The following is a 15,298-nucleotide window of genomic DNA, read 5'->3' on the forward strand; positions in this document are numbered from 1 at the left end:
CTGTGAAATTTTGCCATCCAGATTAATTAGACTGAATACAACATAGCGCGCCAATAAATCTCAAAGTCAGAGTTGATTACTTTTATGTTTGTTAAGGCGCGCGTAGACTCGCGCGAATAATAATAAGTTGTACGATTCGGTCATTACCTATCTGGCACCTTCCGGTGCTGTGTCACAACATTTATCCAAAAAATGATAGGGAACAGCTATGAATAATAAATTTTTCACACCACTACAACTTTCCACTCGAAGCAAACAGCGGCTGCTGATTAGTGCGGCACTCATTGCACTATCACCTGCATCCTGGGCGGCTTGCACCTACACTGTCACCAACAACTGGGGCAGCGGGTTTACCGGCGAAATAAAAGTAACTAACGACACCGCTCAAACTGCAAATAATTGGTCTGTGTCCTGGCAAGAACCGAACGCAACAATTACCAATGCCTGGAACGCTACACTCAGCGGCTCCAACCCCTATAGCGCAACGGGTTTAAGTTGGAATACAACACTTGCGGCAGGTGCGTCCGCCAGTTTTGGGTTTCAAGCAAATGGCACCGCGGGCGCACCCAAAGTGAATGGCACCTTATGTGGCAGCACCAACGCGTCATCTGCACCCAGCAGCATTGCGCAGTCCAGCGCGGTGAGTTCAGTAAGGTCCAGTGTTGCGCTATCCAGTAGTAGTCGCCCCGCAAGTTCTTTGGCAGCAAGCTCTTTAGCAACTAGTTCCAGTACGACAATTTCGTCGCTGGTAATTCAAGAAGAACAAGCTGGTTTTTGCCGTGTGGATGGCATAGCCACCGAGAGCACCAATGCTGGTTATAGCGGTAACGGCTACACCAATAGCAACAACGTGCAAGGCGCTGCTATCGAGTGGGCTGTTAACGCTACCTCAAGCAGTCGCCACACCTTAACTTTCCGCTTTGCAAATGGTGGAACCGCTAATCGCAATGGTTCTTTGTTAATTAATGGCGGCAGCAATGGCAATTACACACTGCAATTGCCCCCAACCGGTGGCTGGACAAATTGGCAAACAGCGAGCATCGAAATTGATTTGGTGCAGGGTAACAACCTGTTAAAACTCAAATCGCTGACTGCTGACGGTTTAGCAAATATAGATTCACTCACAGTAGCAGGTGCACTGACTACAGCAGGCGTTTGTGGTACTGGTGTTAGCAGCAGCTCTTCGTCGGTGAAATCCAGCTCCAGCGCGGCAACCAGTTCGGTAGCAAGTTCAGTTGGCACAGCAAGAATGCTTACCTTGGATGGCAATCCGGCTGCCAGTTGGTTAACCAAATCGCGCACCAAATGGGCAGTTTCCCGCGCTGATGTAGTTTTGTCTTATCAGCAAACCAACGGCGGCTGGCCGAAAAATCTGGATTACAACAGTGTGGGCAGCGGTAGTGGCGGCAGTGAAAGCGGGACTATCGACAACGGCGCAACCATCACCGAAATGGTTTACCTCGCGGATGTTTACAAACAAGGTGGTATTACCAAATATCGCGATGCAGTGCGCAAAGCAGCAAATTTTTTGGTGAGTTCACAATACAGCACTGGTGCCCTGCCGCAGTTTTATCCATTAAAAGGTGGCTATGCAGACCACGCAACCTTTAACGATAACGGCATGGCATACGCATTGACGGTATTGGATTTCGCTGCGAATAAACGCGCGCCGTTTGATACCGATGTATTTTCCGATGGAGATCGCGCACGTTTTAAAACCGCAGTAACCAAAGGCACAGAATATATTTTGAAGGCCCAGTGGAAACAAAATGGGGTATTAACCGCGTGGTGCGCACAACACGGTGCGACCGATTATTTACCGAAAAAAGCGCGCGCGTATGAGTTGGAATCATTGAGCGGTAGTGAATCCGTTGGTGTACTTGCGTTTCTGATGACACAACCACAAACCGCCGATATAGAAAAAGCCGTACGTGCGGGTGTTGCCTGGTTTAATAGCCCCAACACTTATCTTGAAGGTTATACCTACGATTCATCGCAAGCGGAAACTAACCCCATAGTGCCCAAAGCTGGCAGCAAAATGTGGTATCGCTTTTATGATTTAAATACCAACAGGGGTTTCTTCAGTGACCGCGATGGCAGTAAATTTTATGACATCACCCAAATGTCACTGGAGCGTCGCACCGGTTATAGCTGGGGCGGCTCTTACGGTACATCGATAATTAGTTTCGCCCAAAAAGTCGGTTACCTTTAATAAAAAATCACCCTCCGTTTTTTAGGTGGAGGGTGATTTTTATGCTGGTTTTGAATTGACTAAGGTAAGGCTAAAGTAAGAAAAAGCACTCCCCCTTTACACGATTAATAAACAACACCTGCCTCGACAAAAGCCTTATCCAAATAATCAACATTCTCCGATACATGGTACAACTTATCCTCAGGAATACCTGATCGCCGTGCTATGGCTGCCACTCTATTTTGATGATGGTAGGAAATATTGCTTAGATCGCGAGAAATAGGATCTTCATAGGCTTTTTGCGGTGAAATAATTTTCCACCCCTTACTTCGCAAATGCGCAATTAAATCTCCCAAAAACAAAGCCGCTGCGTCATTCTCGTGCAATAACAATACATGCTTTGGTGACTTCCCTAACGCTTTTCGGGCAACTTCGTCGTAGAACTCAATAGCGCTGAACAAAGTATCCACGTAAAACTTTTTGGCATTTTCAAAATTGATATTCTTTTTATTTTCCGCCGCCTTCGCAAGTAGGTTGCTGATGTGCCAGTCGTAGTTGGCGATAGTTATATAACCGTCTTTATAGCCAAGCTCCGATAAAGAATCCCGAATTGCAAGAATGGAGGATTTATCCTTACCGCAATCCAAATAGGGAAAGCGGTGAAAAGGTAAAAAATTATTTTGGTTTTTGAGCAGCAAGTGAGCGCTCTTGGCGTCAGCAATATAATTTTTTTTCCCTAACGCACTGGCTGATTGGTGGCTGTAACTATGGTTTGCTATGTGAAATCCGGCTGCCGCATATTGATCCAAACGCATCTGGGTGGATTTATTTAATCTGTCGGCCTGCACAAAAAACAGAGCATCCGGTACTTTTGCCTTTTGCAAAGCGGCAATTATTTTCTGGGTGCGCTCATCACCACTCATTAAAGCAGAGTCTGGCGTAGGTGCGTCATCAAAGGTGATGGCTAACTCTTGAGCGTGACAAAGTGAAGTTGCCGCTAAGATCCCCATGAATACAATCTGAAAGATTTTTTTTACGTGAATTGCAGACATTCTTGCTAAATTAATACAATAAGCCTCATTCATAACTACTCCCTCCCGAACGCTATAGATATCTTTTTTATAACAGAAAAACGGCGCCCAAGGGCGCCGCTGTAACCACTATTTCATCAGTTTCTGTAAATGTGGTTCCAAGGCTTCCGCCCAGAGGCTGTAACCTTTTTCATTGGGGTGCAGCAGGTCAGGCATAATTTCTTTTGGCAGCACGCCCTCATTAGTTAAGAAAACGGAATTAATGTCTGTAAAAAACACCCGCTTATTATCGGCGTAATCTTTAATAATCGCATTCACACCTTTGTTAATTAGGCGTAAACCGCCGTTGGGCTGTTCATCACGCGGGAAAATGGCCAGCATCAGCACTTTGGAATTAGGCAGACGCACTTGCAGTTCCTGCAGTATTTTTTTAATACCTGCTGCAGTGTAGATGGGGTTTTCATAGCGATGGCCGGTATTGTTGGTGCCAATCATCAACACAACCACCTTGGGCGACATGTTTTCAACCGCGCCGTGCTGTAAGCGCCACAATACATTTTCTGTGCGGTCGCCACCAAAGCCAATGGCAAAGGCATTTCTGTGGGCATAATGCTTTTGCCACACGGGTGCACCATCGCCTTCCCAACCTTGAGTAATGGAGTCACCAATAAATAATAAATCTATTTTTCCGCCTTTTTCGGCAATGGTTTTGGCTTCCATTCGTTTTTGCTCGTGACGTGGCAACCACCAGTCAATAGACCACCATTCATTCAACATGTCAGGGGTAGTCGAAGCAGTTTTGTAATCAGGGCATTCAAGCAAAGAAATATTTTTAGGTGCGTTGCCGAGCAACTCTACATTCGCAATAGATACACCGCCCTGCCCGCCCACGTCCAAGGCAAACGGGGTAGTCGTTGCGCTAAAGTCGTCTTGCTCTTGCACAAAGCAATTCAAGGGAACGTAAGCTTTGCTCCAACCTTTACCGCGCAACTCTCGCGCCGCCATGGTGAAAGGTACTACGCGATTACAGTTATCGGATTTGCATTTCATTTTAAAGGAAATACCGCCTTTATCGAGCTCCTCGATTTTCACATCCAGCGCCAATACGCCGGTTTTCATCATTCCCGCCAAATTCAAAGGCGCAACCGCTTCCAATGTCATGCTGGAGTACCAGGTATCCTTCCAGCTAAATCTCAGGGCATCAGACGCATTTTTTTTACTGCTGGCTTGTAACTGGACATCACCTTTTGGCGTAACCAAATTAGTGCCATTAAATTTCAGTTGCTGGCCTGAGCTCTCTAGAAATATTTGCGAATCTTTAAGCGGCTTATCTTTGTAAATGGATATAACGTCCGCCGCGTTTGCACTCATTGATAACGCGAAGCTGGCGAATAAAAAAGCGCTGCCTAACTGTTTAATATTTTTCATCTGTTGTTTGCTGTTTTTTTTCTGATAAAGGTATTGCATAAATAACTGTGACGCTCCTTTTGGTTGATAACACTGGGTAAAACTCGATGTTGCCGTTTATAAAAAAGCCTGCCTGTGCACCATTAAGGGCACACAGGCAGGAACCACTTATTTAGTTAGTAAAAAAGATGCCGCGGCCATTACCGCTGAAGAACACCCGACCAACCACATTGTGATCCGCCGCCAAGTTACCCATACCGGCATACTGGTGTTTGTCGTCATTGATACGCGTCCAGGTATTGCCGCCGTCCTCGGAGCGATGCAGGCCCCAGACGCCATCAATTACACCAATCACATAAATCCACGCTGAGTAAGACGCACCGGCTGGTGCTTTACCCAGAGCGATAGACGTTGCGCCATAGACATCCGGCGAATTGGTATTGGAGCCCCAGATTGAGGCAGCGGCATTGAGTTTGGTCCAGGTAACCCCTGAGTCGACTGAACGGAAAATGCTGTGGCCATCCACCAACCAGATATGACCTTCTGCATTCGGGTTCACGGCCATCGACGCATAACCAAAAAACTCAGGGCGTGCATTGAGGTTGGCGAACTGGCTGCTGGCAGTGAAGGTGCTGCCACCATCGGTTGAGCTGTAGAACTTGGGCGCAGGTCCCCACCAACCGCCACCGGAATCATAGGCATAAACTTTGTTGGGGTTTTTGCGATCTGCCACCAGGCGATAACTACGCCCCCAACCCTCTGGCAGTGCCGGCAGGTTGGAGTAAGTCCAGCTGGCGCCGTTATTGGTGGTATAGGCTGGCACTGAATTGCTGGGCGCCCAGATCACATGGTTGGCTTTCATCACCGCCAGGCTGGAAAAATCCTGTTGGTTAGTCAGCCCTTGGGGATGAAGCGTTGGGAAGCTATTCCAGGTCGCGCCTGAATCAGTGGAATAAAACGCGCCGGGATTCGCACCACCCCAATGGGCGCTGCCAATGGTGGCTATGTAAGAGGGGTTTTCCCATGCCATATCAGTAGCCAGGCCATTCTTGAAGTTTGAACCTGTATTGCGGGTTGGTTTAACGGACAAGTCAGTATGAACCAGGGTGCCTACATCGCCAGAGCTATTCAACAAGCTGTAAGACGCACCGGGTGGTGGTGCCATCAGTGCCAGAGTAGCAACCTCTTCGATACCGTTAACCTTTTCATTCCAGGTGGGTTTGGTTGCGGAGGCATTTTTGGTTTCCCATACGCCGCCACCGTGTACAACCAGAATGTGCTCGGAGTTGAATGGGTTAATTTCAATGTCGTCCAGCCAGCCAGTAAAGCCCTCATTAGCGGGGATGCGTGGCGTAGCCGAGCCAATTTCACGCCAGTTAATGCCTGCGTCATCGGAGATTTGTACTGTTGGTTTACCCTCCCAATCGCCCCAGGAGTTGGTGATGCCCAGCACAATTCGGGTAGATGAACCTGTGCCAGAAACCGCAACACCACCTATGCCATAGTTGGTCCATTCGGTCTGCGTATAGCTCTTAAGTGGGATCCAGTTGGTTCCGTCGAATTTATAAAGTGTCGCTGGGCCGTCTGCACCCGGGCCGGTGGTTTTGGTAAAGACCACGTACATCATGCCGTCTTGGGCGCGTACCCAGTGCGGAATGTGATAGCCCTGTAAGGGAGTATTTATGCCAGTCCAACTTGCGCCACCATTGGTTGACTTGAAAACGCTGTGACTCAAGCCAGCCAAAGCGGCATAATCCGGCGCAATGGCGGTATAAATGGTTTGGGTCGCACTACCGCTTCCGCTGGTAGCCGTATCAAAAATGACTTGTTGCACACCAATTGGGGTGCCGCCCGAATTGTTGTCAATTTGGGACTGGTTCATCTGCAGCGAGGCTAAAGACTGCACTTGCTGCCAGTTTTGGCCGCGATCAGAACTCTTCCACAAACCGGCAGTGCGTGAGCCGTAGAACAGGATCGCCGGGTTGTTGGGGTCAACCATCAGGCGCTCACCAATCGCGCGCCCTCTATTGTTGGAACCCACGGGGAAAGGCAGAGTGATGTACTGCCAGTTATCACCGCGATCGGTAGAAATATACAAACGCCCAAGGTCAGATAAGTTCACGGTGACGCCGGTGGTCATGTACACGCGACGGTCATCGGTTGGGTCTAACGCGATACTTTCCGCGCCTTGATGAGAGCCATCTCTTACACCAAAACCGTCGGTCAGCGGTGCCCAAATGGCTGCCGCTGCATCCCAACGATAGGAGCCGCCGATATCGGTACGTGCATAGAGAAGATCAGGCGTAGTTGGATGAAATACCAAACCGGGAACATAACCACCACCACCGTATTTCACATTGGTCCATTTGGCGGTGGTGTTGATTGCAAAATTGTAGCTGGCCGTTTGGCCACAGGTATCGGTGAATACTGCAGAGGCGGTACAGCTTGCAGATGGCGCAAAGTACTGCTCACGTGAGCTGCCGCTGGTACCGCAGCCGCTCCAACTCCAGGTTCCCGTTGCCCAATTACCACCCGCGATAGGTTGAGGCCCCAAACCAATCGAGGTCCCGGATGCCACAGTCGCAGAACCGGTTTGGCTCCAGGTTCCCCCCACTTGCACATAAGGAACGACACTGGGTGTTGGACAACTGACAGCAGCCAAACGAGTCGCTGTCGCTGCGCCAGAATTATATTGGCCGCCAGTAGCGTTAAATTTAACCCAATACCAGTACTGGGTTCCGGTAACTGCTGCTGTATCAGAATAACTCCGGGCCGACGTGGCAGGAACTGCAATTCTGGTGCGGCCCGCCGGATTACTGTCGGTATCCCGATACAATTCAATGCGACTAACAGATCCGCTTACCGTCCAGGAGAGATCAATACTGCTCGTTGATCCAGTCGCAGAAAGGCAAACCGTAGTACCGCCACCAGTCCCACAATTACTCTGGGCGAAAGTGACAGGTATAGATGTGAAAAAAACAAATAAAAAAGACAAATTGCTGATGGAACGCTTGTTAATGGCAAGCTTATTAATCAAAAGTTTGGAAATGAACCGCATGTAGCCTCCGAAAAGGTGTAGTGGGATTAATATCCATGAGTTGGAGAGGTACAGTTATTGTTATTTTTCTGCAAGAACTCTTATTCACGCTGACCGCGTTTCCCAGGGCTCATGGTGATACGCCTGATGTCTTTATTAGAAATAGATGCAGGCATTTTGAAGTTAACCCGGAATTTCGCCTATTCATTAGCAATAAATAGAAAATAAGTACCAACATTTTTTCATAGCAATAAAAATTTAATTTTTTCTTAGTTTATGAAGGGAAAAATAGTTAAATCTTTTTTACAAAAACAAGATGTACTAATAAAAATCTCTACCTGTGTCCACCACAAAAGTGAACACAGGTAGGGACCATTTATTTAGTTAGTGAAAAGATGCCGCGGCCATTACCGCTGAAGAACACCCGACCAACCACATTGTGATCCGCCGCCAGGTTACCCATACCGGCATACTGGTGCTTGTCGTCGTTGATACGTGTCCAAGTGTTGCCGCCATCCTCGGAACGATGCAGCCCCCAGACGCCATCAATCACACCCACTACATAAATCCATGCCGAGTAAGCTGAACCAGCAGGTGCTTTACCCAATGCAATGGAAGTTGCGCCAAACACTTCCGGTGAATTGGTATTGGAACCCCAGACGGATGCCGCAACGTTGAGTTTGGTCCAGGTAACACCCGAGTCGAGCGAGTGATAAATACTGTGTCCATCCACCAGCCACACATCACCTTCAACATATGGATTGACCGCCATGGAAGCCGTACCAAAAAACTCGGGGCGAGCATTGAGGCTGGTGAACTGACTGCTAACAGTAAACGTGCTACCACCATCGGTTGAGGTGAAGAACTTGGGTGTAGGCCCCCACCAACCGCCACCGGAATCATAGGCATAGACCTTGTTTGAATTTTTGCGATCAGCCGCAAGGCGATAGCCGCGGCCCCAACCATCCGGCAAGGCCGGCAAGTTTGAATTTGTCCAACTTGCACCGTTGTTAGTTGTATAAGCAGGAACTGAATTATTGGGTGCCCAGATCACATGGTTGGCTTTCAAGACGGCCAAGCTGGAAAAATCGGCTTGATTAGTCAGCCCTTTCGGATGAAGCGATGGGAATGCATTCCAGGTCGCACCCGAATCCGTGGAATAAAGTGCCCCTTTGTTTTCGCCACCCCAGTGGGCACTGCCGATTGTCGCAATGTAGGACGGTGTATCCCACGCCATATCAGTAGCGATACCGTTAGCAAAAACGTGACCTGTACTACGAGTAGGCTTGGTCGACAAATCGGTATGAACATGTACACCTATATCCCCGGAGCTGTTCAACAAACTATAGGAAGCACCTGAAGGTGGGGCCATGAGTGATAGAGTGGCCGTCTCTTCAATGCCATTGACCATTTCACTCCAGGTAGGTTTGGTTGCAGAGGCATTTTTGGTTTCCCATACACCACCTCCATGAACCACCAGAACGTGTTCGGGGTTACCCGGGTTAATCTCTATATCGTCTAGCCAGCCGGTAAATGAACCAGTCGCAGGAATGCGCGGCGTCATTGAGCCAATTTCGCGCCAATTCAGGCCCGCGTCATCGGAGATCTGTACGGTTGGCTTACCTTCCCAATCACCCCAGGAATTGGTAATACCCAGCACGATTCGGGTGGACGAACCACTACCAGAAACTGCCACACCGCCTATACCAAAGCTGGTCCATTCGGTTTTTTCATAGCTTTTGAGCGGGGTCCAGTTAGTACCATCAAATTTGTAAAGCGTCGCAGGCCCTTCTGCACCTGGGCCGGTAGTTTTGGTAAAGACCACGTACATCATCCCATCCTGGGCGCGCACCCAATGAGGAATGTGGTAACCCTGCACAGGAGTGTTTACATCAGTCCAGGTTGCGCCGCCGTCGGTTGATTTGTAAACACTGTGGCTCAAGCCAGCCAGGGCGACATAATCCGGAGCGACGGCGGTATAAATGGTTTGGGTCGCACTACCGCTTCCGCTGGTAGCCGTATCAAAAATGACTTGTTGCACACCAATTGGGGTGCCGCCCGAATTGTTGTCAATCTGGGATTGGTTCATTTTCAGCGAGGCTAAGGACTGCACTTGCTGCCAGTTTTGGCCACGATCAGAACTCTTCCACAAACCGGCGGTGCGAGAACCGTAGAACAGAATGGCTGGGTTATTAGGGTCAACCATCATGCGCTCGCCAATTGCCCGGCCCCTGTTATTAGATCCCACAGGAAATGGCAGATCTACCCGCTGCCAGTTATCGCCGCGATCCGTAGAAATATACAAACGCCCAAGATCAGACAGGCTCACAGTCACACCCGTGGTCATGTACACACGTCTGTCATCGGTTGGATCCAGCGCAATACTCTCTGCGCCCTGATGGGAACTATCCCTTATCCCAAAACCGTCGGTCAGCGGTGCCCAAATGGCTGCCGCTGCATCCCAACGATAGGAACCGCCAATATCGGTACGTGCATAAAGAAGGTCAGGCGTGGTTGGATGAAATACCAAACCGGGAACATAACCACCACCACCGTATTTCACGTTGGTCCATCCGGCATCCTCGGAGCTTGACGCACTGCTTGAAAGGCTCGAAGCGCTGCTCTCACTTGAGGCGGTCATTAAGCTGCTTGAGCTTGCAGAGGACACCACCGCTGAACTACTGGATACAGACGAACTGGATGCCGGTGAGCTTGTTACAGGCAAACTGGATGCAGGCAAGTTGGATACAGATGAACTAACTACTGATGAACTAACTACTGATGAACTGGATGCAGGCAAACTGGAAACAGCTGAACTGGATTCAGGCACGCTGGACACGGATGAACTCGATACAGAAGGGGCACTGGTTTGGGAAGAGCCGGACGAACCGCCACCACATCCAATCAGCATTCCACCTGACATGGCCAGGCACAAATACAGGCTTAATTTTGTTTGAATCATAAAACACCATTCATTATTGGTTATTTGTAAACATCTGAAGTGCACTGAACACTTAGGCGTGTTATCACGACATAAACCTTCCATTGCATTAGTTGTATTCATGCGCGCACACACAAACCCACAACGAGAATGCGGCTGGGGCCATCCACGGCGAATCAATATGATTTAGAAAAGAAAGGCGGCTTAGGTATCTCAAGCAGGATGATTTAATAGCACTAACAAATTCTTGTTATTTTTTTTAGAAGTTTTGTTAGTTGAAAGGCTTGTTAACTGACTATGAGGCGCTAATTACCAGGATGTTGATTTGCGTTTAAAACTGACCCACTAAACCCGCATATTTGCGTCGAAAATTGACCCACGTAACCGACTATCCTGCTTGTTTTTTGAGCGGGAGATAGGAGTGATTAACGTGGCCATTTTGAGCAAGATCAGACGTTGGTATTTCCGTGACAAACTCTCGTTACGGGAGATTGCACGACGTACCGGATTTTCCCGCAACACCGTTCGCCGCTACCTGCGCAATGAGATCAGCGAACCGGTTTATCCCAAGCGACAAACACCCAGTAAGCTTGATGCCTTTGCCGATAAGTTGCGGCAGTGGTTGGTCGATGCTGCACGCACCTCCCGCAAGCAGCGTCGTTCACTCAAACAGATGCACGCTGATTTACGTGCGTTGGGGTTTGAAGGCTCCTATGATCGCGTTGCTGTCTTTGCCCGCGATTGGCGCCGCCAGCAGTTGGAATCGAGTAAAGGTGCGAGCAAGCACACCTATATCCCATTGCAATTCAAACCCGGTGAAGCATTCCAGTTTGATTGGAGTGAAGACTGGGCGGTAATTGCGGGCGAACGGGTAAAGCTGCAAGTCGCTCACTTCAAATTGAGTTACAGCCGAGCTTTCTTTGTCCGCGCTTATTTGCTGCAAACCCACGAGATGTTGTTCGATGCGCACCATCATGCCTTTATGGCTTGGGGTGGCATTCCGCAACGCGGGATTTACGACAACATGAAGACGGCTGTCGATAAGGTAAAACGTGGCAAGCAGCGTGATGTGAATGCGCGCTTTGCAGCGATGGTGAGTCACTACTTATTTGATGCAGAGTTCTGCAATCCTGCTGCGGGTTGGGAGAAGGGTCAGGTCGAGAAGAACGTGCAGGATGCGCGAAGAAGGCTTTGGCAACAGGTGCCCGCCCAACCTTCATTGATTGCTTTGAATGACTGGTTACACGAGCGCTGCGTTCAACTCTGGAGTGAATCCACCCATCCCACTGAAGCATTAACCATTCAAGCGGCATTGGATCATGAGCGATCTTTCCTGATGCCGGTGGGGCAACCGTTCGATGGTTTTGTCGAGCAGCCCAAGCGCGTATCGCCCACCTGTTTAATCACCTTCGAACGCACGCGTTACAGCGTACCGTCTTCCTTCGCTAATCGACCGGTGAGTTTGCATACCTATCATGATCACCTGGAGGTGATTGCGGAAGGCAATATCATCGCGGTGCATACCCGCGTGTTTAACCGCAGGCATGAGCAGGTAACGACAGTGTATGACTGGCGACATTACCTCTCGGTGTTGCAGCGCAAACCCGGAGCCATTCGCAACGGTGCTCCCTTCGCAGAATTGCCCAAAGCCTTTCAATCACTGCAAACCATTTTGTTAAAGCGTGTCGGTGGTGACCGCGAGATGGTGGATATTCTTGCACTCGTGCTGCTGCACGATGAGCAAGATGTTCTCACCGCTGTAGAACTTGCATTGGAAACCGGTTCACCCTCCAAACAAATCGTGATCAATATCCTGAGTCGATTAGTAGAGGGAACACCCATCCCACCGATTGAAGTACCGCCTGCATTAGCACTGAGAGTGGAACCACTGGCTAACGTCACTCGCTACGATAACCTGCGCGCTCAAACCATCAGTACTCAAGGAGGACACCATGCACACTAATCCCATGATCCCCGCACTGAAGTCACTCAAACTCTACGGCATGGCCCATGCACTGAACGATCTTGCTGAACAGGATTCACCAGCATTCCAGGCGAGCACCGGCATCCTTGATCATTTACTCAAAGCAGAACTGGCCGAGCGCGAAGTACGTTCGGTGGCTTATCAACTGAAGACTGCCAAATTCCCAGCGTACCGGGATCTGAGTGGCTTTGATTTTACGAGCAGCATGGCCAATGAAGCATTGATCCGGCAATTGTGTGCCGGTGACTTTATGGATAACGCGCAGAATGTCGTGTTTGTCGGTGGCCCTGGAACGGGCAAAACCCACCTTGCCAGTGCCATCGGCATTCAAGCGATTGAGCAACTACATCGCCGCGTTCGTTTCTTCTCGACCATTGAATTGGTGAATGCATTAGAGAAGGAAAAACAGCAAGGCAAAGCCGGACAAATTGCATCACGTTTAATGCATACCGATTTAGTGATTCTGGATGAGATGGGCTATTTACCCCTCAGTCAAACTGGTGGGGCTTTGTTGTTCCACTTAATGAGCAAGTTGTATGAACGCACCAGCATGATCATCACCACCAACCTCAGCTTTGCTGAATGGTCGAATGTATTTGGTGATGCAAAGATGACTACAGCGTTATTGGATCGAGTCACCCATCATTGCCATATTGTTGAAACCGGCAATGATAGCTATCGTTTCAAAGAGAGTTCAGCACAACCGAAAAAGGAGAAAAAGACGACAACTTATCCACAACCCAAACCTGTAAAATAAACCATTAAGGGTGGGTCAAAATTCAACGCAAAAGGTGGGTCAGTTTTAAACGCAAATCAACAGTCCTTCCCCCAGAAAGTCCAGCGGCACTTTCACATTGCGCTCCATCTCGTTAGTCATGGCACCTATATACCAATCACTTCCTTTCCGACGAGCAGAAATAATGTATTGCCCAATATCCCCCTGAATAATTTTGGTTTCATCCCAAGTTACGGGTACATCCTTTATGAATTCCAAACCATCAGCCCACTCGTTTTCAGGTTGCGGCCATTTGCCATCCGTCTTGCTATAGGTAATTGGCGAATCTGCCAACATTTGTAACGGGCTGTCATAAACAACAAACATTGCCAAGCCATGTCCACGTGTTGTTTTTACGTAAGGCAAAGTATTGCGACGAAGCGCTGGAAACTCCTCCGGTGTGGTGTGGCGGAATCCGCCCGGCGTGTAATCAATTGGCCCAAGGATCATTCGAGTAAATGGAAGTGTAACGTTGTGTGTCGCTGTCACGCGCGCGCTCCACTTGTTGTATTCCGCGCCCATTACACCTTCCTGCGTTAAAAAGTGAGGATAGGTTCTAACCAATCCATTGGGTGGATAGGCACCGTGTAAATTAACCATAATTTTGTACTTGGCCGTCATTTGTAGCAGCTTATGGTAATAGGCAACCATTTCCTGATCTGAACGATCCATAAAATCCACTTTAATGCCTTTCACACCCCATTTGTTGTAAGTGCTTAGCGCCTCTTCCATTTGCCAATCCAATTGCTGCCATTGAACCCACAGCCAAACGCCAACATTTTTACTTTTGGCATAACGAAAAATCTCGGGCATATCCATCGCTGGAATGGGTTTTATCAAGTCTGCACCGGGAGAGCTGGTCCAAGCGGCGCCTTCATGCCACCCGGAATCGATAAGAATGTATTCAAGCCCGAGAGTTGCCGCAAAATCGATATAGGCCTTATAAGTTTCGGTATTCATTCCCGGTTTGACATCTGTACCTTCAAGCACCACCTGATTATCGTTCCACCAATCCCAGGCTACCTTGCCTGGCTTGATCCAACTGGTGTCTTTTACTTCGGAAGGAGCGCCAAGCGCAGCAATTAAGGAAGATTCAGTCAAACTGCCGGGCGTATCGCCAAGCATAATTACCCGCCAGGGTGACTGCACACCAGCAGCAGACATAGTCGCGCGCACTGCCGCTTTTTCAAGTCCATCTGGACGGGAATCAAAACGCGGCGTCAGTTTGATATCAACTCCCCAACCGCCGTCACCGCGGCCCATAAACCAACTGCCGGGATAATCACGCACATCAGATTCCGCCAGCGCAAAAACGCCTTGCCCTATTCCCGTTTTACACACCAACGGATTATCGTAAAGGTTGTGTTCACGAATAAATGATGACTTTATTGGATCAAACTCACCTTCGTGACTATTTGCAAACTTACCCAGATTTAAACCGTAACAGGTGTAATCGGCAGCAAATGAAAAACGAGTGAGTTCATTTTGGATGGTGAATGTTTTTAAACCCGCTTGATTCGGCAGTATGTAACGAATAGCAACGCCCTCGTCATAAATCCTTACAGCCAGATTCAATTTCAATTTTTTCTCGCTCGCAGAAGCAAATTGAAACAGACCAGAATTATAGAAATCCTTCACTTGTTTGGCGCGCCCGGCAAACAATTCAAACGAGTCACGAGCTTCACCTCGCGTCTCTCCCAGGAAATTCATTTTGGCACCGCCCAGTGGGGCATCATCAATTATCAGCCCAAGGGCAGAATCTTCAATAATGGACTTATTATCGACTTTAACGCTGTAGCTTAACCCTTTTTCGCCATTTTCAAGAGCAACGGAAATCCTGCCATTAGGTGAGCTTAGGTTATAGGTATCGGCAAAAGCCAACATAGGAATTGTAGATATCACCAACAATAATAATTTTTTCAACATCATTTC

Annotated in this window: 9 protein-coding genes; 4 read left to right on the forward strand and 5 right to left on the reverse strand. The window is 48.7% G+C overall.

What is annotated here, in order from left to right:
- The first annotated feature begins 208 nt into the window (after positions 1–208).
- Positions 209–2,212 (forward strand): pectate lyase, encoded by a 2,004-nt coding sequence (pelA, locus tag NNX04_RS03815; protein WP_261947567.1) that lies wholly within the window; start codon positions 209–211, stop codon positions 2,210–2,212.
- A 104-nt stretch (positions 2,213–2,316) separates the two neighbouring features.
- Here the strand turns inward: pelA and NNX04_RS03820 are convergent, their stop codons facing one another.
- From NNX04_RS03820 to NNX04_RS03835, 4 genes are all read right to left on the reverse strand, one after another.
- A complete protein-coding gene (locus NNX04_RS03820; protein ID WP_261947568.1) occupies positions 2,317–3,276 on the reverse strand; it encodes a polysaccharide deacetylase family protein in 960 nt (319 codons plus the stop codon).
- Positions 3,277–3,351: 75 nt separating this feature from the next.
- Entirely contained in the window at positions 3,352–4,650 is a 1,299-nt protein-coding gene (locus tag NNX04_RS03825; RefSeq protein ID WP_261947569.1) for a GDSL-type esterase/lipase family protein, read from the reverse strand.
- Positions 4,651–4,801: 151 nt separating this feature from the next.
- A complete protein-coding gene (locus NNX04_RS03830; protein WP_261947570.1) occupies positions 4,802–7,687 on the reverse strand; it encodes a dockerin in 2,886 nt (961 codons plus the stop codon).
- Positions 7,688–8,042: 355 nt separating this feature from the next.
- Positions 8,043–10,229 carry a dockerin gene (locus NNX04_RS03835; RefSeq protein WP_261947571.1) on the reverse strand — a complete coding sequence of 729 codons (2,187 nt, stop codon included), beginning with the start codon at positions 10,227–10,229 and terminating at the stop codon, positions 8,043–8,045.
- A 1-nt stretch (position 10,230) separates the two neighbouring features.
- Here NNX04_RS03835 and NNX04_RS03840 point away from each other — a divergent pair, with 1 nt between their 5' ends.
- From NNX04_RS03840 to istB, 3 genes are all read left to right on the forward strand, one after another.
- Positions 10,231–10,623: a hypothetical protein gene (locus tag NNX04_RS03840; protein ID WP_261947572.1), complete on the forward strand. Its 393-nt coding sequence runs from the start codon at positions 10,231–10,233 to the stop codon at positions 10,621–10,623.
- Between the two features lie 405 nt (positions 10,624–11,028).
- A complete protein-coding gene (istA, locus tag NNX04_RS03845; protein ID WP_261946239.1) occupies positions 11,029–12,570 on the forward strand; it encodes an IS21 family transposase in 1,542 nt (513 codons plus the stop codon).
- Positions 12,560–13,348, forward strand: a complete 789-nt coding sequence (gene istB, locus NNX04_RS03850; protein WP_261946238.1) for an IS21-like element helper ATPase IstB — start codon at positions 12,560–12,562, stop codon at positions 13,346–13,348. The genes istA and istB overlap by 11 nt, the downstream gene beginning before the upstream one ends.
- Before the next feature lie 45 nt (positions 13,349–13,393).
- On the opposite strand, the gene NNX04_RS03855 is transcribed toward istB, so the two are convergent.
- Entirely contained in the window at positions 13,394–15,295 is a 1,902-nt protein-coding gene (locus NNX04_RS03855; protein WP_261947573.1) for a glycoside hydrolase family 97 protein, read from the reverse strand.
- Positions 15,296–15,298 lie beyond the last annotated feature (3 nt).

This window comes from Cellvibrio sp. QJXJ (genome assembly GCF_024452345.1).
Lineage (GTDB): Bacteria > Pseudomonadota > Gammaproteobacteria > Pseudomonadales > Cellvibrionaceae > Cellvibrio.

Bases quoted from the DNA above. Each gene is read 5' to 3' on its own strand.
- istB (WP_261946238.1), top strand. From the start codon at position 12,560: ATGCACACTAATCCCATGATCCCCGCACTGAAGTCACTCAAACTCTAC.
- pelA (WP_261947567.1), top strand. From the start codon at position 209: ATGAATAATAAATTTTTCACACCACTACAACTTTCCACTCGAAGCAAA.
- NNX04_RS03855 (WP_261947573.1), bottom strand. From the start codon at position 15,295: ATGATGTTGAAAAAATTATTATTGTTGGTGATATCTACAATTCCTATG.
- NNX04_RS03825 (WP_261947569.1), bottom strand. From the start codon at position 4,650: ATGAAAAATATTAAACAGTTAGGCAGCGCTTTTTTATTCGCCAGCTTC.
- NNX04_RS03830 (WP_261947570.1), bottom strand. From the start codon at position 7,687: ATGCGGTTCATTTCCAAACTTTTGATTAATAAGCTTGCCATTAACAAG.
- NNX04_RS03820 (WP_261947568.1), bottom strand. From the start codon at position 3,276: ATGAATGAGGCTTATTGTATTAATTTAGCAAGAATGTCTGCAATTCAC.